The following is an 18476-nucleotide window of genomic DNA, read 5'->3' as shown; positions in this document are numbered from 1 at the left end:
CACGTCCTGCGCCTCTCCGTACGGCTCGCGCCCGCCCGCCCGCACTGCCCGTCACTCCGCGTGCGATTCCGGTTTCGCAGGGGAGGAAACGATTCCGCATACTGGTGCGGAGGCTGCCCACAACCGGGACGGGAGGACGAGTGGCGGAGGCCGAAGGATCCGGGTTCGAGGACCGCAAGCCGAAGTCGGACGAGGCGCACAGCGCCTTCACCCCGCCACCCGGCATGGCGCCCGAGGCGACGGAGGAGGACCAGCCGACCTCCGAGTTCGCCGTCCCCGACGGCATGGCCGCGCAGCTCCCCGAACCCGAGGGCTCCGCCTTCGCCGCCCCGGCGACGTACAGCGCCCACCACTCCCCGCCCGCCTACGTCCCCGGCGGATTCCCCGTCTCGCGGATGAAGGAGTCCCCCTGGCAGGACCGGATGCGCACGATGCTCCGCATGCCGGTCGACGTGCGCCCGGTGGCCGAGCCGGTGCAGCGGCAGAGCGAGACCGGCCCCGCCGTGGGCCGCGTCCTGGACCTGACCCTGCGCATCGGCGAGCTGCTGCTCGCGGGCGGCGAGGGCGCCGAGGACGTGGAGGCCGCCATGTTCGCCGTGGCCCGCTCCTACGGGCTCGACCGCTGCGAGCCCACCGTCACCTTCACCATGCTCTCCATCACCCACCAGCCCTCCCTGGTGGACCACCCCGTCTCCGCGAACCGCACCGTGCGTCGCCGGGGCACCGACTACACCCGGCTGGCCGCCGTCTTCCGGCTGGTGGACGACATCAGCGCGCACGAGGTGGAGGTCTCCCTGGAGGACGCCTACCGGCGCCTCGCCGAGATCCGCCGCAACCGCCACCCCTACCCCACCTGGGTGCTCACGGCGGCTGCGGGGCTGCTCGCGGGCGCCGCCTCCATCCTGGTCGGCGGCGGGGTCACGGTCTTCTTCTGCGCGGCCCTCGGCGCCGTCCTCGGCGACCGGCTGGCCTGGTTCTGCGCCGGGCGCGGGCTGCCGGAGTTCTACCAGTTCGTGGTGGCCGCGATGCCGCCGGCCGCCATCGGCGTGGCCCTGAAGATCGCCGAGATCGACCTGCGCGCCTCGGCCGTGATCACCGGTGGACTCTTCGCGCTGCTGCCCGGGCGGGCCCTGGTCGCGGCCGTACAGGACGGCCTGACCGGCTACTACATCACCGCGTCGGCCCGCCTGCTGGAGGTCATGTACCTCTTCATCGGGATCATCAGCGGGGTCCTCGTGGTGATCTACGTGGGCCTCCAGTTCGGCGCCCAGCCCAACCCCGACGAGGTGCTCCAGATCCCGGGCCGGCCGGTGATCCAGATCCTGGCCTCGATGGTCCTGGTGTTCACCTTCGCGATCCTGCTCCAGCAGGAATGGTCCACGGTGACGATCGTGACCCTGAACGGCGCGGTCGCCTGGGTGACCTTCGGCGCGCTGCGGGCCGCCGAGCTGCCCCCCGTACCCTCCACGGCCATCGCGGCGGGGCTGGTGGGCCTGTTCGGGCAGCTCTTCTCCCGCTACCGCTTCGCCTCCGCCCTGCCCTACGTGACGGCGGCCATCGGGCCGCTGCTGCCGGGCTCGGCGACGTACTACGGGCTGCTGTCGATCGCCGAGAACCGCCTCGACGCGGGACTGGCCTCGCTGACCAACGCCGCCGCCATCGCCCTGGCCATCGCCGTCGGGGTGAACCTGGGGTCGGAGACCTCGCGGCTCTTCATGCGGATCCCCGGCGCCCAGAGCGCGGCCAAGCGCCGGGCGGCCAAGCGCACCCGAGGCTTCTGACCCCGGACGCGCGAACGCCCCGGGGACACCGTCCCCGGGGCGTTCTCGCGCGGGCGCGGCACGGGCGGCCGCGGGGCCCGCTAGCGCTTGGCGTGCCGCCCGCGCTGTCCGGGGGCCTGCGGGTCCTCCGGAGCGCCGTACGGGGCGGCGGGGGCCTGCGCGGCGGCCTTCGCCTTGTTCTTGCGGGACTTGAGCACCTCGAAGACCACCGGGATGACGGAGACCAGCACGATGCCGATGAAGATCGTCTCGACGTTGTTCTTGATGACGTCGAACTGGCCCAGCTGGTAGCCGAGGCAGGTGACGCCCGCGCCCCAGGCGATGCCGCCGATGATGTTGAAGGTCAGGAAGGTGCGGTACTTCATCGCGCCGGCGCCCGCGACCATCGGCGCGAAGGTGCGGATGATCGGCACGAAGCGGGCCAGCACGATGGCCTTGGGGCCGTGCTTGTCCATGAACTCGTGGGCCGCGTCCAGGTTCTCGCGCTTGAACACCTTGCTGTTCGGCCGGTTGAAGAGCTTCGGGCCGAAGTACTTGCCGATCAGGTAGCCCACCTGGTCACCGATGATCGCGGCGGCCACGATCAGCGTGCAGACGAGCCACAGCGGCTGGCTGATGTCGCCGCTCGCGACGAACAGGCCCGCCGTGAACAGCAGGGAGTCGCCGGGCAGGAACGCGAAGAGACCCGATTCCGCGAAGACGATGACCAGGATGCCGATGAGGCCGAAATGGCCGATCAGGTACTCCGGGGACAGCCACTCAGGGCCGAGCGCAAGCGTGTACACGAGTTCCGGGCTCTCCTGGATCAGGGGGTGTCGGCGGTGGGGGGCGACGGGTCAGCTGGTCTCAATTATCAACGCACACGACCCCCACCGGGTTCCAGGCCCGGTGGGGGTCGTGTGAGCAAGCTCGCGGCCACCGCACGGTGACGCGCCGGTTACACCTTGCGCACGGCGTTGGCCGTGATCGCGTCCCGCAGGTGCTCGGCCAGGCCCGGCCGCACCGCGTCGTAGAAGGCCTTGAAGCGCTCGTCCGCCACGTACATGTCGCCGAGACAGACGTGCATTTCGTACGGGCAGTCGTAGAACCAGGCGCAGATGTGCCGGCGGTGCTCCTCGGCCAGGTCCATCGCGGCCTCGCCCCCGGCCGGCTCCCCCGCCTCCATCAGGGCCGCGTAGCGGGCGCTCCAGTCGGCGGCCTCGTCCTGCATCCGCTTCCAGTCGTCCTTGGTGTACGTGGCGGCCCGGCGCTGCGACTGCGCGTAGGCGTCGGTGTGGCCCCACCGCTGCCCGGCCTCCTCGGCGTACTGCTCGGGGTCCTGGTCCCCGAAGACCTCGAACCTCTCCTGCGGCGTGAGGTTGATGCCCATCTTGTTCGCCTCCATGGCGTGCTCGACGGCCGCGGCCATCCGCTGGAGCCGGGCGATCCGTCCGGACAGGAGGGCGTGCTGCCGGCGCAGGTGCTCCCCCGGGTCCGCGTCCGGATCGTCCAGCAGGACCGCGACCTCGTCGAGCGGGAAGCCGAGCTCCCGGTAGAACAGGATCCGCTGCAGCCGGTCGAGGTCGGCGTCGTCGTACCGCCGGTGTCCCGCCGTGCTGCGGCCGCTCGGGGAGAGCAGGCCGATCTCGTCGTAGTGGTGCAGCGTGCGCACCGTGACCGCGGCGAAACCGGCGACCCGGCCCACGGAGTAGCCCATCGCTTCCCGCTCCTCTGGTTGGGTGACGCCCCCCACTGTGGCTCCTCACGCCGCGTGAGGTGCAAGTCCCCTCTCAGGGGGTGGGCCGCCCCGGCGCCGCGCGGAGGCGCCGGTCGCCGGTCAGCCCATCGCCTTCGTACCGTCGATCGTCTCCCGCAGGATGTCGGCGTGCCCCGCGTGCCGGGCGAACTCGCGCACCAGGTGCAGCAGCATCCAGCGCACCGACACCTCCGCGTCGGGGAACCACGGCGCCGGGGGCAGCGGGAAGGAGTGGTCGAGGGTGGGCACGGAGGCCACGAAGTCGGCCGTCTCCTTCTTCACCCCGTCCCAGAAGGCGAGGGCGGAGTCGAGGGTCTCGTCCGCGGAGAGGTGGAAGCCCTCCTTCCAGGTCTCGGGGGCGCGCCCGTGCTCGTTCGGCTGCCGCTGGGCCATGCGCAGCCAGTTGAGCTCGACCTCGGCCGCGTGCTTGACGAGCCCGGACAGGGACAGTTCGCTCACGGTGGGGCGGCCGGCGGCCTGCTCCGGCGTGACGCCCTCGGCGGCCCGGCGGATCGCCTCGCGCTGGTCCTCGACGAACAGGAGCAGGGTCCCGCGCTCGTCTCCGGCGATCTCCTGGGTGGGGTGGGGCATGGCGGGCCGCCTTCCGTAGGGGGCGCTTGCCGCACCCCGTTCCTCCTGCTGACGGGAACCACGCTACGGAGCCTTGCGGTCAGGTTCTGTCCTCTACTGCGGACGGCGTCCGTGGCGGCTCAGAAGGGGAAGGCCGTCCGGCCGTGCTGGACGGAGATCCACTTCTGGGTGGTGAAGGCCTCGACGGTGGCCTCGCCGCCGAGCCGGCCCAGGCCCGAGGCCTTCTCGCCGCCGAAGGCGGTCAGCGGCTCGTCCCCGATGGTGGAGTCGTTGACGTGGATCATCCCGGTCTCGATGCGCTCGGCGAAGCGGACCCCGCGCTCCACGTCCCGCGTGTGCACGGCCCCGCTCAGCCCGTACGGGGTGGCGTTGGTCAGGCGCACGGCCTCCTCCTCGCCGTCGAAGACCACCAGCAGCGCCACCGGGCCGAAGATCTCCTGGCCGAGCAGCGGGGAGTCCTCGGGCAGTCCGGCCAGCACGGTCGGCTCGACCAGGTTGCCGCGCGTAGACCCGCGTACGAGCGCCCGGGCGCCGGACTCGACGGCGCGGTCCACCAGCGCGGTCAGGGCGTCGGCCTGGAAGGAGTTGATCAGGGGGCCGATGTGGGTGTCGGCCTCGCGCGGGTCGCCGGTCTTCAGGGCCCGCACCCGGGCGGTGAACTTCTCGGTGAACTCCTCGGCCAGGGAGGCGTCGACGAGGATCCGGTTGGCGGCCATGCAGACCTGGCCCTGGAAGACGAAGCGGCTGAAGACGGCCGCGTCGACGGCGTAGTCGACGTCGGCGTCGTCCAGGACCACCAGGGCGCTGTTGCCGCTCAGCTCCAGGACGGTCCGCTTGAAGTGGCGGGCGGCGACCGCGCCGACGTGCCGTCCGGTGCGGTCGGATCCGGCGAAGGAGATGACCTTGGGGACGGGGTGGGTCAGGATCGCGTCGCCTATCTCGGCGATGTCGGTGACCAGGACGTTGAGGAGGCCGGCCGGCAGGCCCGCGTCCTCGAAGATCTTGGCGATGATCCCGCCGCCCGCCACCGGGGCGTTCTGGTTCGGCTTGATCACGACGGCGTTGCCCAGGGCCAGCGCGGGTGCGACGGACTTCAGGGTGACCAGGAGCGGGAAGTTGAAGGGGCTGATCACCGCGACGACCCCGACGGGCAGCCGCTGGACCCGGTTCTCCTTGCCGGCGACCGGCGAGGGAAGGATGCGGCCCTCGGGGCGGACGGCCAGCTGGATCGCCTCGCGCAGGAACTCCATCGCGAGGTGGACCTCGTACTCGGCCTTGGGACGGGTCCCGCCGAGCTCGTCGATCATCGCCTCGACGATCTCCTTCTGGCGCTCCTCGGTGATGCGCAGGGCGCGTTCGAGGACGGAGCGTCTCGCGTAGGGGCTGGTGGCCGCCCAGAGCCGCTGGGCCCGCTCGGCCGCGCGGTAGGCCCGGTCCACCTGCTCGGTGGTGGCCACCGTGATGGCCGCGAGCTTCTCCCCGTTGTAGGGGTTGACGTCGATGATGTCCCACGAACCGGTGCCGGCCAGCCATTCGCCGTCGATGTACTGGTGAGCCAGGTCGGTGAATATGGACATGCCATCCCTTACTGCGAGCGCGCACCCGTGCGCTGCACCGGAGACCGATCGGTCGTCATGCACTGATCAGACGTCATAGTACGTGCGGTTCAAGACAGTTGGAGCAGTCCGCGCAGGAGATCCCTGGTCCGGTCGGGATCGGGGCAATCGGCCTGGAGCCGCTCCATCGCCCGCGAGTACTGCCCCACTTCCTCTTCTTTGTCCAGGTAGAGGGCACTGGTGAGCTGTTCCAGATAGACGATGTCCTGGAGGTCCGACTCGGGGAAGCGCAGCAGGGTGAAGGCTCCGCTCTCCCCCGCGTGTCCGCCGAAGGAGAAGGGCATCACCTGGAGCTGCACGTTGGGCCGCTGGCTGATTTCGATCAGGTGTTCCAATTGGCCGCGCATCACGTCACGGTCGCCGTAGGGGCGGCGCAGCGCGGCCTCGTCGAGGACGGCGTGGAAGACGGGGGCGTTCTCGGAGACGAGGACCTTCTGGCGTTCCAGGCGCAGGGCGACGCGCCGGTCGATCTCGGCGGCGGAGGCGCCGGGCATGCCGCGCTGGACGACGGCGTGCGCGTACGCCTCGGTCTGGAGCAGGCCGTGGATGAACTGCACCTCGTAGATGCGGATGAGCGAGGCGGCGCCCTCCAGGCCGACGTACGTCTGGAACCAGCCGGGCAGTACGTCGCCGTAACTGTGCCACCAGCCCGCCGCGTTGGCCTCGCGGACCAGTCCCAGCAGGGACTCCCGCTCCGTGCCGTCCGTGACCCCGTAGAGCGTCAGGAGGTCTTCGACGTCCCTGGCCTTGAAGCTCACCCTTCCCAACTCCAAGCGGCTGATCTTCGATTCTGATGCGCGGATCGAGTAGCCGGCCGCTTCACGGGTGATGCCGCGGGATTCTCGGAGTCGCCTGAGCTGCGAGCCCAGGAGGATGCGGCGCACCACGGAACCGCTGGCTTCTGCGGTCACTGTCCTGCCCTCCCCATCGCGATGTGCGTGTGCGTCGTGGGCCCCCGTACCCCGGTGCGAGAGTCTGCCACCAAAACGCATCGGACCGTACTCGTTCTGTAACGGAATCCGGCGTCCCGGAAAAGAAGTCCGTAAGTATGCGTAGGAAGAAATGAGCAAGAACCGTCACGGGAGCGGACAGGTCCGGCGCGTGCACGTGCATCTGCCCTTGCATCCGGCTGCGCCATTCGGAACGATGGTCTCGCGCACCTGCGTGCTCTTCGCGCCGGCGCCGGACCCACCCCGCAGTTCTCTTTGGACAAAGCCTCCGCTTCGTCCGCGAATCCCGGGAGTGCCTCGCATGGGGACGAATGGATCGACCATGCTCGAGCCGTTACGGCAGGGGCTGCCCCCGGTCGACCCCACGGCTGTCTCCGGGTCCGCGTCGTGCGCCCTGCCCGCCCGCTTCGAGGCGGTGCGGGGCGCCCGTTCGTTCACCCGCTCGACCTTGTCCCAGTGGGGCCTGGACGACCGCTTCGACGACGTGGCGCTGGTCGTCTCCGAACTCGTCACCAACGCGCTGCGCCATGCCCTGCCCGACGAGGCGCGGGGGTGCGCCGGCGAGCCGGAGGGCTCCGTACGGCTGCACCTGATGCGGTGGAGCACCCGGCTGGTGTGCGCGGTGCGCGACCCCAGCGAGGAGCGGCCGGGCGGCTCGTTCGCCCCGGAGCGGACCGACGAGAACTGCGACCTGGAGTCGGGGCGCGGGCTGTTCCTCGTGGACGCCTACAGCGACAACTGGGGCTGGCACCCGCTCGCGGGCCGGCTGACGGGCAAGGTCGTCTGGGCGCTGTTCATGCTCCAGGACTGACCCCGCGGACCGGCCTTCCCGGCGGGTCCGCGTCCAGGGGGACGGAACGTCACACAGCAGACATCTGGCCGGGATTGATCTTTTCGATCAGTCCCGGCCAGTGCACGTGCATGGCTCAATCGGGTGCGCTGTTCCGTCAGCCGATCAGATGATCGAACTCGCCGTCCTTGACGCCGAGCAGCAGCGCCTCTATCTCGGCCGGCGTGTACACGAGCGCCGGGCCGTCGGGAAAGCGCGAGTTGCGCATGGCGACGTCGCCGCCCGGCAGTTTGGCGAACTCCACGCAGGATCCCTGCGAGTTGCTGTGTCTGCTCTTCTGCCAGGTCAGCTCATACAAGGAAGCGAGTTCTGCAGCTGCCATCCCGTTGTACGCGTGGTCCACAGGAAGCCCCCGATAGTGCAGATGTCAACTGCACCGGATCATAGCTGTGTTCATCAGCGCATGCATGGGCAGATGCACGTGCACGCGCGGTACCGGGTCCGTCACCGTTGATCACTTCTCGGGCCCCTTCAGGGCCTCAGCGCCTCCGACACCTCGTCCAGCGCGTCCAGCAGTTGCTCCACGGCCCCCCGCAGCACCGCCGCGCCCGGCGCGTCGCCCTCGGGCAACAGCCCCCGGACCCCGTCCCACTCCGGGACCCGGCGCTCGCGCACCGCCTGCGCGCCCTCCTCGGTCGCCCCGCGCACGGCCGCCGCCAGCGCGGCCGCCCCCGGCACCGGTTCGTGCGCCCGGTCCGGGAAGTGGGCCTCCAGCAGCATCGCGTGCCGGCCCAGCGCCGCCAGGGCCTCCCCCGCCCCGTCGGCGGCCGCCCGGGACAGGCCCCGGTGGCGCACCGGCTCACCGGCCGCCCGCGCGAGTGCCTCGTGCCAGGCGATCCGGGCGTCGCGGGCGGCCAGCAGGGTCTCCCGGACGTCGGCGCGCCGGGCCCCCGCCGGGTCGGCGTACTGGGCGAGCACGGCCGCCGCGTACCGGCCGACGGCGGCCAGCCAGTCGGCGAGGCGGGTCCGCAGCCGCGGGGTCTCCCAGGCCGGGTAGACGGCGTAGGCCACCATCGCCAGCACCCCGCCGACCAGGGTCAGGGCGATCCGGTCGGGGACGGTCTGCTCCCAGCGGACGCCGCCCATGCCGAGCAGGAAGACGACGTAGGCCGAGACGAAGAGCTGCGCGACGGCGTACCCGGTGCGCATCAGCACGTACATCAGCCCCGCGCTGACGACGGCGAGCAGCCCCGACAGGTACATCCCGGGCCGGGCCAGCTGCACGATCCCGGTGGCGAGCCCGACCCCGGCCAGGGTGCCGGCGAACCGGGCGACGGCCCGGGACCAGGTCTGCGTGAAATCGGGCCGCATCACCATCACCGAGGCCATCGGCGCCCAGTAGCCGTGCCCGAACGGCAGCGCCTGCCCGATCAGGTACCCGGCGCAGGCCACGGCCGTGACCCGGACGGCGTGCCGCAGGACGGGCGAGCCCGGCCGCAGCTCGGCCCGTACGTCCCTCAGCACCAGCGGCACCAGCCCCGCCAGCGACGGCCGCACCATCGACTCGGCCGGGTCGGCGGTGCGCCCCGACCCGGGCTCGGCCGTCTCCAGCACGTCCGCCAGCAGCGCGGCCAGCCGCCGCGCGGCCCGCAGCGGCGCTCCCCGGAGCACCTCGGGGAGGTCGGGGGCCTGGAGGACGGCCACGGCCGGGGCGGGCAGGTCCACGGGGTCCCCGTGGCGGATCGCGCGCGCGGCGGCGTCCAGCACCGTCGCGGCGGCGGCGAGCAGCTCCCGCACCCGGTCCCGGGCCGGCCCCTCGGCGGGCGCCCCCACGGCCGGGTCGGCGAGCGAGGCCAGCACGGGCCGGACCCGCTCGGCGAGCCCCCGCGCCCCGTGCAGCTCGGAGGGGCGCCGCCGGGCCTGGCGGACGGTGACCGCGGCGGCGTCCCGGGCCCGCATCAGCGGCGCGGGATCGAAGGAGGCGGCCGGGTCCTGGCGCAGGCGGCGGGCGTAGTCCGCCTCGGCGGCCAGCGCGTCGGCCAGGGCGTCGCGCTGGGCGCCCCAGCGGCGGATCGGGAACAGCACGATCAGCAGCGCCTGGACCACCCCGCCCGCCGCGATCACCGCGGCGTGCCCGGCGGCCTGCGGGAGGGAGGTCGGCAGGGTGACGGTGACCAGCATGATCGCGACGTTCCCGGAGGCGATGATCCCGGCGGTCGGCCCGGCCGCCCACAGCAGCCCGGCCAGGAACGACCAGACGGCGAGCAGGAGCAGGAAGAGCCAGGTGTCCGAGGAGCCGACGAGGTAGCCGGTGAAGGTGGTGACCGCCAGGGTCAGCCCCGAGGCGAGGGCGAGCACCGGGCGCGGCCGCCAGCTCTGCTGGAAGCTCGCGATGGCGGCCATGAAGGCCCCGAAGGCCGAGCTGGCGGCCGCGCCCGGCCCGAGGAAGGCCAGCCCGAAGCCGATGACGAGGGCGAGGCCGGCGGCGGCCCGGACCGCGACGAGGGGCTCCAGGCGGGTCCGTTCGACCTTCACGCCCGAGCGGGCCGTGTCCTTCAGCGCCCGGAGCCAGCTCATGGCGTCGAGCGTAACGGTTTTCAGGGTTTCTTCAGGTTTGTACGGATCCCTTGCCGGGCGGTTCCCCGGGGCGGATCATCATCCGGTCGAAAGGTGGGTACCCGCATGCTCCGCAATGGCCTCGAACCCTGGCACCTGATCATCGTGCTGGTGGTGTGCCTGCTGGTGTTCGGCTCGAAGAAGCTCCCGGACATGGCCCGCTCCCTGGGCCGCTCCGCGCGCATCCTGAAGTCCGAGGCGCGGGCGCTGCGCACCGAGGACGCCGTCCCGCAGGGCCCGGCGGACGGGGTCGCGGGGGCCCGGGACGCGGCGGCGGCGGGGGGCCCGGCGGCTCAGGGGGCGGCGGCGCGGGGCCCCGGCGCCTGACCCCGGCGCCCGGCTACGGCAGGGCGGTGCGGTTGCGGCCGCCGCCGCCCACGTGCGCCGCGTCGGCCGCCGCCGTGCCGTCCTCCCAGCCCGCGTGGTCGGTGGCGCCGCGCAGCCGGGTCGTCGTGGTGCGGGGGAACATCTCGTCCGCCCGGGAGGTGACCGCGACGTCGCGGGCCACCAGCGCGGGCAGGTTGTCCGGCGCCTCGGCGGCCGTGTGCTCGGCGGTTTCCGCGAGCCGCCGCCCGAGCCGGCTGGCGTACGCGAGCAGGAAGGACTGACGGAAGGTCTTCGTCCGCTTGCGTCCGCCGGCCCGCTGGGCCGCTTCGGCGCGGGTCATCGCCGCCGTGCCCTGGACGAGCAGCGAGGTGTGGAGCAGCTCCACCGCCTCCAGGTCGCTCTCGAAGCCGACCACCGTGGAGAACTCGAAGCCGCTGTTCCACACCGCCCGGCAGCGGTTGGCCGTCGCCACCGCGTCCAGCAGCACCGCCTTGGCCTCCTCGTACGGGGGCTCGACCCCGATCCGGCAGGCGCCGGGCAGCTGTCCCCGGCCCCCGCCGCGGGCCGCGAGCAGCGCCTCGTCCACCGTGTGGCGGGCCATCAGCTCCTGGGCCTTCGCGCTCAGCGCCTCCGCCTCCTCCGGGAAGGTGGTGGCCTCCGCCTTGGCCAGCAGCGCGCGGATCCGGCCGAGCATGCGGGGTTCGATGTGCGCGTGCGCCGCCAGGTCGTCCGCGGGGTCACCGGGGACCGGGCCGACGGGCTCGATGGAGGGGAGCCGGACCAGCAGCCGGAACACCTCCAGCACGGCGGTGGCCAGGGTGAACCGGTCCGCCCTGGTGCGGCGCGCGAGCTGCTCGGCGTACGCGCCGTCCTCGCCCCACCACGCCGCGGCGTCCGTCCACCGCTCGGGGAGCCGTGCGTAGCGACGGGCCTCGGCGGCGATCACGTCCTCGGCGATGGCGGCGTGGAGCTCCTCCAGGTCGCGGCGCACCAGCCGGAGCACGTCGGCCGGCTGCCAGCCCCGCTCCCAGGCCTGCCGCGCGTACGCCTCCCCGCGCGCGAGCAGCTCCCGCCCCACCCCGGGCCACCGCCCGGGTTCGGCGGCGAGCAGGGAGGCCCCCGTATCGAGCCCGGCGTCGTCCTGGGCGTACAGCGCGGCGGCGAAGGCCCGGTCAACGGTCTCGGCGAACTCACTCACCCCTCCAGCTTGGCATGCCCCCCACCACCCCCCACCGCCGCCTTCCCCCACCCTGCGCGCCGCCCGAAGCAGTATCCGCCCCCGCCGCCCGGCACCCGGCCCGGGGCCCACCCCGCCCGGCGGCGCCCGGCACCCGGCCCGGGCCGACCCCGCCCGGCGGCGCCCGGCACCGCGGACTGCCCGAGAGCCACCCCGACCAGCGGCGGCCGGTGCGGGGTCCACCTTCCGGCGTCCTCCGCCCGCGCGGGTCCGGCCCGCCCGGCGGCCTCGGCCCCGCCGGAGATCCACCCCGGTCGGCACCCTCTACCCCCGGCCGGGGGAAGCCGCACCGGGGCCGGCGCGGCGGGGCGGGCGGGGGATGTCAGAGCCCGGTGGGACACTCGCACTCGTGAGCGACGCACCCGGCCCGTGGGCCCTCACCGAGGCCGCCGACGGCTGGTGGCACGCCGCACCCGTGCCCCCCGCCACCGGCCCCCGCCTGCGCGTCCGCGATCCCGCCGAGGCCGTTCGCGCCGCCCCCGCCGCCACCCGGTGGATCTGGCCGTCGACCGCCGCCGTCCACCCCCGCCTGCTCGCCGCAGGCGTCCGCGTCGAGCGCTGCTACGACGTCGAGGACGCCGAGCTGCTGCTCCTCGGCCACGAGGGCCGCTCCGGCCTGCCCCGCTCGGCGGCCGCGGCCTGGGCCCGCCTCAGCGGGGCCCCCGTCCCGCCGGACCCGCCGGCGCGCGCCGCCGCGCGCGGCAGTCAGGACTCCCTCTTCGAACCCCGGCCCGCCGCGCCCCTGTCCCTCGACGCCCTGCTCGCCGTCCACGCCGACCAGGCCCGCCGGATCGCCGCCACCGCCCGTCCCGACCGGATGCGCCTGCTCGTCGCCTCCGAGTCGGCCGCCTTCCTGATCGCCGCCGAGATGCACCGGGCCGGCCTGCCCTGGCGGGCCGACGTCCACCGCGCGCTGCTGACCGAGCTGCTCGGCGAGCGCTACGGCGGTGGCGGCGAACCCCGCCGGCTGGCCGAGCTCGCCGACGAGGTGTCCGCCGCGTTCGGCCGCCGCGTGCGCCCCGACCTGCCGGCCGATGTCGTCAAGGCGTTCGCGGAGGCCGGGATCAAGCTCGCCTCCACCCGCCGCTGGGCCCTCCAGGAGGTCGACCACCCAGCCGTGGAGCCGCTGCTGGCCCACAAGAAGCTGTACCGCATCTACACCGCCCACGGCTGGTCCTGGCTCGCGGACTGGGTCCACGACGGCCGCTTCCGCCCCGAGTTCGTCCCCGGCGGCACCCTCACCGGCCGCTGGGTCACCAACGGCGGCGGCGCCCTGCAGATCCCCAAGGTGATCCGGCGGGCGGTCGTCGCCGATCCGGGCTGGCGGCTCGTCGTCGCCGACGCCGACCAGATGGAGCCGCGCGTCCTCGCCGCGATCTCCCGCGACCCGGCCTTCATGGAGGTGGCGGGCCGGGCCGAGGACCTCTACACCGCCGTCTCCCGGCAGGGCTTCTCCGGCGACCGGGACAAGGCCAAGATCGCTGTGCTCGGGGCCGTCTACGGGCAGACCTCCGGCGACGGACTCAAGAACCTCGCCGCGCTCCGCCGCCGCTTCCCCCGGGCCGTGGCCTACGTGGACGACGCCGCCCGCGCGGGCGAGGAGGGCCGGCTCGTGCGGACCTGGCTCGGCCGGACCTGCCCGCCGCCCGCCGCCGCCCCCGAGGACGACGGGGGCGACGGGGGCGAGGCCGGGCTGCCCCAGGACCGCCCCGGACGCCCCGACGGCCCCGACGGCCGGCCCCCGGGCCACGCCTCCGCCGGCGGCCGGGCCCGCGGCCGCTTCACCCGCAACTTCGTCGTGCAGGGCAGCGCCGCCGACTGGGCCCTGCTGCTCCTGGCGGCGCTGCGCCAGGCCCTGACCGGCGCCGGGCTCCGCGCCGAGCTGGTGTTCTTCCAGCACGACGAGGTGATCGTGCACTGCCCCGCCGAGGAGGCCCCGGCCGTCGCGGAGGCGATCCGGGACGCCGCGGAGCGGGCGGGCCGGCTCTGCTTCGGCGAGACCCCGGTCCGCTTCCCCTTCACCACCGCGGTCGTGGAGTGCTACGCCGACGCCAAGTGACGCCGGCCGGCTCCGGCCCCGCGCCCCCGCCCGGCAGGGCGGACCGGCGCAGGGCCTCAGCCCGTAGCGCCCCCGAGGTCGTGGAAGTAGACGTGGAACTCCTCGCGCACGAAGCCCTCCGACTCGTACAGGCCCTGCGCGGTCCGGTTGTCGTAGGCGGTCTCCAGCTGCACCCCCGCCACCCCCTCGGCGCGCGCCCGGCGCAGCACCTCGCGCAGCAGCGCCCGGCCCGCGCCGGTGCGGCGGCCGGACGGGGCCACGTACAGGTCGTTCAGGATCCACGCCGTGCTCAGCGTGAGGGAGGAGAAGGCCCGGTAGACCTGGGCGAAGCCGACCGTCCCGGCGCCTGGCACGTCGGCGAGCAGCACCAGCGACTCGCCCTTCGCGATGCGTTCGGCCAGGAAGGCCCGCGGGCCGTCGGGGTCCTCGGGCGGCACCTCGTAGAAGTCGAGGTAGCCGCGGAACAGCTCCGCCGCCGTCTCGACGTCCGCCCCGCCCGCCTCCCGGACCTCGACGGTCCGGCCGGTCTCGATGTCCGTCATGTGTGCGTCTCCTCGCTCGGTCGGTGCGCCCGCCCCCATTGTGCTCAGGTGGCGGGTTCCGGCTGCGCGGGGAGCCTGAAGACGTGCTGCGGAGTGACGATCTTGGTGATCGCCTCGCCGAAGAGGGCGCTGGGCTCGGCGCCCTCGTGCGCGATGTCCGTGTTGAGCAGGACGACCATCGTGGCCTGCGACTGCGGCAGGTACACGGTCAGGGACTGGTACCCGGGCAGTGAGCCGTTGTGGCCGATCCAGCCCTCGACGTTGAAGATGCCCAGGCCGTAGCCCGTGTCGGGCAGGTCCCCCGCCGCGCTCACCTTCAGCCGCTGGGCCTGGGTGGCGGGGGTCAGCAGGGTGCCGGTGGCCAGGGTCTTGGCCCAGGTCCGCAGGTCGGGGAGGTCGGAGATCATCGCACCGGCCGCCCAGCCCCAGGAGGGGTTCCAGTCGGTGGCGTCCGCGGTCTTCCCGTCGGCGGTCTGGTTCGTGTACCCGTGGGCGTGCGGAGCGGGGAACTCCGCGCCCGCCGGGAAGACGGTGTGCTTGAGCCCGGCGGGTTTGACCACGTGGTCGGTGATGTAGTCGGCCAGCGTGCTCCCGCTCGCCTTCTCCACCACCAGCCCCAGCAGCACCGTGTTGGTGTTGCAGTACTCGAACTCCGCTCCGGGCGCGAAGTTCACCGGGTGCCGGAAGGCGTACGCGAGGAGCTGCTGCGGGGTGAAGGAGCGCTCGGGGTCGCCGGTGAGGGCCTTGAAGAAGCCCTCGTCCGCCGAGTAGTTGAACAGGCCGCTGCGCATGTCCGCCAGCTCGCGCAGGGTGATCCGGTCCCCGTTCGGCACCCCGGCGACGTACTTGCCGACGGGGTCGTCCAGGCCCACCTTGCCCTCGTCGACCAGTCTGAGCAGGGCCGTCACGGTGAAGGTCTTCGTCTCGCTGCCGATGCGCATGTTGAGCCCGGGCGTCATGGGGGCGCCGCTCGCCTTGTCGGCGACCCCGAAGGCCCGTACGTACTCGCCCTTGCCGGGGGCCGACAGGGCCACGATGACGCCGGGGACCCGGGCCCGCGTCATCACCTCGCGCACGGCCGCGTCCAGTTCCGCCGCCACCGCGGGCGTCAGCTTAGGGAACCCGTCGGCCGCGGGCGTCGCCGCCGCCACCGCGGAGGACGCGCCGGGGCGGGCGTCCAGCGCCCCGGCCGAGCCGGCGCCCAGCGGCACCACCACCAGTCCCACCGCGGCCGCTCCGGCCATCACACCGCGCCACCGTGTCGTCATGCCGGCCTCCAGCCCGTGCGCCGCCCAGGCCCCCTCCCCACGCTAGCCCCGCCCGCCCCGCCCCTGCGACCGCTGCGGCGGGGGCGGGGCGGAGCGGAGCCGAGGGGCCCGGCGACCGGCGCCCGGACCGTCCCGTTCGTGGAGCGCTCTCAGCGGGCCGCCGGCCGCCCGGCGCGGAACCGCCGCGTCAGGAGGTGGTCGCGACGGTCGGCGGCGTGGCGGGGCGGACGACGGGCACCTCGGCCGGGCGGCCCGTGGACGCGGTGCCGGGGGCGGCGGCCTCGTCCCAGAGGCTGAGGTAGCGCTCGCCGGTGTCGGGCAGCACGGTGACGATCGTGGCGCCGATGTAGTCCGGATGCGCGGCCAGCCGGGAGCAGGCGTGCGCGACGGCGCCGGAGGAGACCCCGACGAAGACGCCCTGCCGGCGGGCGAGCGTGCGGGCCCCGGCCATCGCGTCCTCGTCGGAGACGGTCACGACGCTGTCGATCAGGTCCACGTCCGTGGTCGCGGCGACGAAGCCGCCGTTGAGGCCGGGGATCCGGTGCAGCCCGCCGGTGCCCTGGGAGAGCACCGGGGACTTCTCCGGCTCGACCGCGACGACCCGGATGGTCGGGTCCTGCTCCTTCAGGTACTTCGCGATGCCGCTCAGCGTCCCGCCGGTGCCCACGCCGCAGACGAGGACGTCGACCCGGCCGGCCGTGTCGGCCCAGATCTCCGGGCCGGTGGTCTCGTAGTGCGCCCGGACGTTGTCGGCGTTCTCGTGCTGGCACGGGAACCAGGACCCGGGGGTCGCCGCGTGCAGCTCCTCGGCCTTGGCGATCGCACCGGGGTAACCGGCGTCCCGCGGGGTCTGCACGATCTCCGCGCCGAGCGCCCGGAGCAGGGCGACCCGCTCGCTGGTCGCGCTGTCGGGCAGCACGATGACGCAGCGGTAGCCCCGGGCGGCGCAGAGCGCCGCCAGCGAGATGCCGGTGTTCCCGGAGGTCGCCTCGATGACGGTCCCGCTGCCCGGCGTCAGGTCGCCCCTCTCCTCGGCGGCCTTCAGCATGTACAGGGCGGCCCGGTCCTTGCTGGTGGACATCGGGTTGGCCGACTCCAGCTTGGCGAGCACCTCGGTGCCCGGGGCGGTGTCGTCGAACCGCAGGCGGATCAGCGGGGTCGAACCGATCAGGTCCTCGATGCTGTCGGCGATGCGGCGGGTGTCACGGCTTTCCACGTCTGCTTCCTCACAAGTCGTTTCGTACGGTTCGCGTACGGCTGCGGATCGGGGGCGCACGACAGGCCGGGCCTGCTACCAGGAGCCCGCCGACGCCGTCACCGCGTACAGGTCTTCCATGGGCTGCGGCTCCTGGCCGACCGCCTTGATCACGGCCGTCGCGGCGAGCACCCGCGCGCCCGCGGGCACGTCCTTGTTCACCAGCGCCTGTGCCCCGATGACGGCGTCCTCGCCGATCGTGACGGGGCCCAGGACCGTGGCGTTCGTACCGAGGACGACGCCCCGGCCCACGACCGGGTGGCGGCGCTCCCCCTCGGCCCGGGCGTTGTCGCTCCACCAGCCGACCGCGCCGAGGGTCACCTGGTGGTAGATGGTCACGTCGTCGCCGACCACCGCGGTCTCGCCGATCACCACGGCCGCTCCGTGGTCGATGAACACCCGGCGCCCGAGCACCGCGCCGGGATGGATCTCGACGGCGGTGCTCCGGCGGGCCCGCCAGGCGATGATCCGCGCGGTCATCCGCAGTCCGCGCGTGTGCAGCCGGTGCGCGACCCGGTACGACCACAGCGCGGGCAGCGCCGCGTGCAGCAGGGCCTCGCGGCGGTTGCGCATGGACGGATCCCGCGCGACCACCACCTCCAGGTCCTCCTTCATGAGCCGCAGCAGCCCGATCCGGTCGCCCGCCATCAGACCAGCACCTTCACTCCGGCCACCTCGGCCAGCAGCGCGCCGGTCAGACCCGCCAGCCGCGCCACCAGCTCCGGGTCGGTGTACCGCCCGTCCTCGGTGGCCAGGGCGCCCGCCCCGCCGACGGCGACCGGCTCGTGCTCGACGACCCGCGCCCCGCACCGCCCCAGTACGCCGGCCAGCCCGGCCTGCGCGTCGAGCCCGCCCCGGGCCCCGGGCGAGGCACTGGCCACGGCCGTCACCTTGCCGGTCAGCGGGCTCGGCCCGCCGATGCCCCGGGACAGCCAGTCCAGCGCGTTCTTCAGCGCCCCGGGCATCTCCCCGTTGTAGGCGGGGGTGCTGATGAACAGCGCGTCCGCCCCGGCGACGAGCTCCTTCGCCGCCCGCACCGCCGCCGAACCGTCGGTCCGCTCCAGCTCCGCCTCGTAGAACGGCAGCTCCGCGACGGACAGCGCCACGGCCTCGTGCTCCCCGGACAGGCCCGCCAGGATGTGGCGCACGGTCTCCAGTACAGCGGTGTTCACCGAGTCCCGGCGCGTACTGCCGGACAACAAAACGATCTTCACCACAGGATCTCCTCCTCCTCGGCCGCCCGGAGACCCCTGTCCGCGGTTCCCGAACTCACTCGACGGAACGCCACCGATCAGGCCCGCGTCCCTCGACGCAAAGGTGCCACCCGCCGCCGATGCCCGACTCGAACCCCGGTGGAGACCCCTTAACCAACCCCTCCACCCCCACCGGAGCCCCACCCGCACAGCCCGGTTCAGGGCACCCCGTTTAACCCTGTAGACTTGGCGCCGCTGCTGATGAGAGCCTCCTTCCGGGGGAATTCCTCTCATCTCCCCAGCGGTGCCGCCTTAGCTCAGCTGGCCAGAGCAACGCACTCGTAATGCGTAGGTCTCGGGTTCGAATCCCGAAGGCGGCTCTGTAGAAGCCCCAGGACTCACTCGCCGTGACCTGGGGCTTTTGCTATGTCCGGGGTCGCCCGCCCGGACGTCACGCCGAGGGGCATCGGGCCCCGGCCTCGCCCTCAAGTCGCCCGCGCGCCACGCCACATCGGG

General features: G+C 73.7%; 17 protein-coding genes and 1 tRNA gene. 5 read left to right on the top strand and 13 right to left on the bottom strand.

Translation table 11 applies throughout. The features are described from left to right. Positions 1-140: 140 nt before the first annotated feature. Positions 141-1781, top strand: coding sequence for a threonine/serine exporter ThrE family protein (locus tag ACGFXC_RS15615; protein WP_393713038.1), 1641 nt, complete (start codon positions 141-143; stop codon positions 1779-1781). A gap of 80 nt (positions 1782-1861) precedes the next feature. Here the strand turns inward: ACGFXC_RS15615 and ACGFXC_RS15610 are convergent, their stop codons facing one another. The 5 genes from ACGFXC_RS15610 to ACGFXC_RS15590 form a co-directional block, all read right to left on the bottom strand. Then, on the bottom strand, positions 1862-2566 hold the full coding sequence (locus ACGFXC_RS15610) for a DedA family protein (protein ID WP_393713037.1): 705 nt from the start codon (positions 2564-2566) through the stop codon (positions 1862-1864). Between the two features lie 152 nt (positions 2567-2718). Further along, a complete protein-coding gene (locus tag ACGFXC_RS15605; protein WP_393713035.1) occupies positions 2719-3477 on the bottom strand; it encodes a MerR family transcriptional regulator in 759 nt (252 codons plus the stop codon). 120 nt (positions 3478-3597) lie between these two features. After that, entirely contained in the window at positions 3598-4107 is a 510-nt protein-coding gene (locus tag ACGFXC_RS15600; RefSeq protein ID WP_393713033.1) for a DinB family protein, read from the bottom strand. A 119-nt stretch (positions 4108-4226) separates the two neighbouring features. Continuing rightward, positions 4227-5684: an aldehyde dehydrogenase family protein gene (locus tag ACGFXC_RS15595; RefSeq protein WP_393713031.1), complete on the bottom strand. Its 1458-nt coding sequence runs from the start codon at positions 5682-5684 to the stop codon at positions 4227-4229. An 89-nt stretch (positions 5685-5773) separates the two neighbouring features. Further along, positions 5774-6610, bottom strand: a complete 837-nt coding sequence (locus ACGFXC_RS15590; RefSeq protein ID WP_393713200.1) for a helix-turn-helix domain-containing protein — start codon at positions 6608-6610, stop codon at positions 5774-5776. A gap of 385 nt (positions 6611-6995) precedes the next feature. Here ACGFXC_RS15590 and ACGFXC_RS15585 point away from each other — a divergent pair, with 385 nt between their 5' ends. Beyond that, positions 6996-7484, top strand: coding sequence for an ATP-binding protein (locus ACGFXC_RS15585; RefSeq protein ID WP_351815726.1), 489 nt, complete (start codon positions 6996-6998; stop codon positions 7482-7484). Positions 7485-7620: 136 nt separating this feature from the next. On the opposite strand, the gene ACGFXC_RS15580 is transcribed toward ACGFXC_RS15585, so the two are convergent. Both ACGFXC_RS15580 and ACGFXC_RS15575 read right to left on the bottom strand, forming a co-directional pair. After that, complete coding sequence (locus tag ACGFXC_RS15580) at positions 7621-7866, bottom strand: DUF397 domain-containing protein (RefSeq protein ID WP_030228447.1); 246 nt, start codon at positions 7864-7866, stop codon at positions 7621-7623. Positions 7867-7994: 128 nt separating this feature from the next. Next, entirely contained in the window at positions 7995-10040 is a 2046-nt protein-coding gene (locus ACGFXC_RS15575; RefSeq protein WP_393713029.1) for an FUSC family protein, read from the bottom strand. A gap of 105 nt (positions 10041-10145) precedes the next feature. On the opposite strand from ACGFXC_RS15575, the gene tatA reads away from it, so the two are divergent. After that, positions 10146-10406, top strand: a complete 261-nt coding sequence (gene tatA / locus ACGFXC_RS15570) for a Sec-independent protein translocase subunit TatA (protein WP_393713028.1) — start codon at positions 10146-10148, stop codon at positions 10404-10406. A 13-nt stretch (positions 10407-10419) separates the two neighbouring features. On the opposite strand, the gene ACGFXC_RS15565 is transcribed toward tatA, so the two are convergent. Then, complete coding sequence (locus tag ACGFXC_RS15565; protein WP_393713026.1) at positions 10420-11604, bottom strand: DUF2786 domain-containing protein; 1185 nt, start codon at positions 11602-11604, stop codon at positions 10420-10422. A 358-nt stretch (positions 11605-11962) separates the two neighbouring features. Between ACGFXC_RS15565 and ACGFXC_RS15560 the strand changes: the two genes are divergently transcribed. After that, complete coding sequence (locus ACGFXC_RS15560; protein WP_393713025.1) at positions 11963-13702, top strand: bifunctional 3'-5' exonuclease/DNA polymerase; 1740 nt, start codon at positions 11963-11965, stop codon at positions 13700-13702. Between the two features lie 56 nt (positions 13703-13758). Here the strand turns inward: ACGFXC_RS15560 and ACGFXC_RS15555 are convergent, their stop codons facing one another. The 5 genes from ACGFXC_RS15555 to ACGFXC_RS15535 form a co-directional block, all read right to left on the bottom strand. Then, a complete protein-coding gene (locus ACGFXC_RS15555) occupies positions 13759-14244 on the bottom strand; it encodes a GNAT family N-acetyltransferase (RefSeq protein ID WP_393713024.1) in 486 nt (161 codons plus the stop codon). Between the two features lie 44 nt (positions 14245-14288). Next, positions 14289-15512, bottom strand: a complete 1224-nt coding sequence (locus ACGFXC_RS15550) for a serine hydrolase domain-containing protein (RefSeq protein WP_393713022.1) — start codon at positions 15510-15512, stop codon at positions 14289-14291. A gap of 187 nt (positions 15513-15699) precedes the next feature. After that, positions 15700-16728 carry a PLP-dependent cysteine synthase family protein gene (locus ACGFXC_RS15545; protein WP_393713021.1) on the bottom strand — a complete coding sequence of 343 codons (1029 nt, stop codon included), beginning with the start codon at positions 16726-16728 and terminating at the stop codon, positions 15700-15702. 75 nt (positions 16729-16803) lie between these two features. Then, positions 16804-17415, bottom strand: a complete 612-nt coding sequence (gene epsC / locus ACGFXC_RS15540; RefSeq protein WP_393713019.1) for a serine O-acetyltransferase EpsC — start codon at positions 17413-17415, stop codon at positions 16804-16806. Next, positions 17415-17984: an NADPH-dependent FMN reductase gene (locus ACGFXC_RS15535; RefSeq protein ID WP_393713018.1), complete on the bottom strand. Its 570-nt coding sequence runs from the start codon at positions 17982-17984 to the stop codon at positions 17415-17417. The genes epsC and ACGFXC_RS15535 overlap by 1 nt, the downstream gene beginning before the upstream one ends. Before the next feature lie 282 nt (positions 17985-18266). On the opposite strand from ACGFXC_RS15535, the gene ACGFXC_RS15530 reads away from it, so the two are divergent. Further along, a tRNA-Thr gene (locus tag ACGFXC_RS15530) sits at positions 18267-18340 on the top strand. Positions 18341-18476 lie beyond the last annotated feature (136 nt).

Origin of the sequence: Streptomyces sp. NPDC048507, assembly GCF_043199995.1 — a bacterium.
GTDB lineage: Bacteria > Actinomycetota > Actinomycetes > Streptomycetales > Streptomycetaceae > Streptomyces.
Note: the sequence above shows the minus strand (reverse complement) of the source record. Positions and strands in the feature narration are given on the sequence as shown.

What these genes read in the sequence shown, in the direction of transcription:
- tatA (WP_393713028.1), top strand. Translation starts at nt 10,146, where the DNA reads ATGCTCCGCAATGGCCTCGAACCCTGGCACCTGATCATCGTGCTGGTG.
- ACGFXC_RS15595 (WP_393713031.1), bottom strand. Translation starts at nt 5,684, where the DNA reads ATGTCCATATTCACCGACCTGGCTCACCAGTACATCGACGGCGAATGG.
- ACGFXC_RS15605 (WP_393713035.1), bottom strand. Translation starts at nt 3,477, where the DNA reads ATGGGCTACTCCGTGGGCCGGGTCGCCGGTTTCGCCGCGGTCACGGTG.
- ACGFXC_RS15560 (WP_393713025.1), top strand. Translation starts at nt 11,963, where the DNA reads ATGTCAGAGCCCGGTGGGACACTCGCACTCGTGAGCGACGCACCCGGC.
- epsC (WP_393713019.1), bottom strand. Translation starts at nt 17,415, where the DNA reads ATGGCGGGCGACCGGATCGGGCTGCTGCGGCTCATGAAGGAGGACCTG.
- ACGFXC_RS15575 (WP_393713029.1), bottom strand. Translation starts at nt 10,040, where the DNA reads ATGAGCTGGCTCCGGGCGCTGAAGGACACGGCCCGCTCGGGCGTGAAG.
- ACGFXC_RS15555 (WP_393713024.1), bottom strand. Translation starts at nt 14,244, where the DNA reads ATGACGGACATCGAGACCGGCCGGACCGTCGAGGTCCGGGAGGCGGGC.
- ACGFXC_RS15600 (WP_393713033.1), bottom strand. Translation starts at nt 4,107, where the DNA reads ATGCCCCACCCCACCCAGGAGATCGCCGGAGACGAGCGCGGGACCCTG.
- ACGFXC_RS15585 (WP_351815726.1), top strand. Translation starts at nt 6,996, where the DNA reads ATGCTCGAGCCGTTACGGCAGGGGCTGCCCCCGGTCGACCCCACGGCT.
- ACGFXC_RS15550 (WP_393713022.1), bottom strand. Translation starts at nt 15,512, where the DNA reads ATGACGACACGGTGGCGCGGTGTGATGGCCGGAGCGGCCGCGGTGGGA.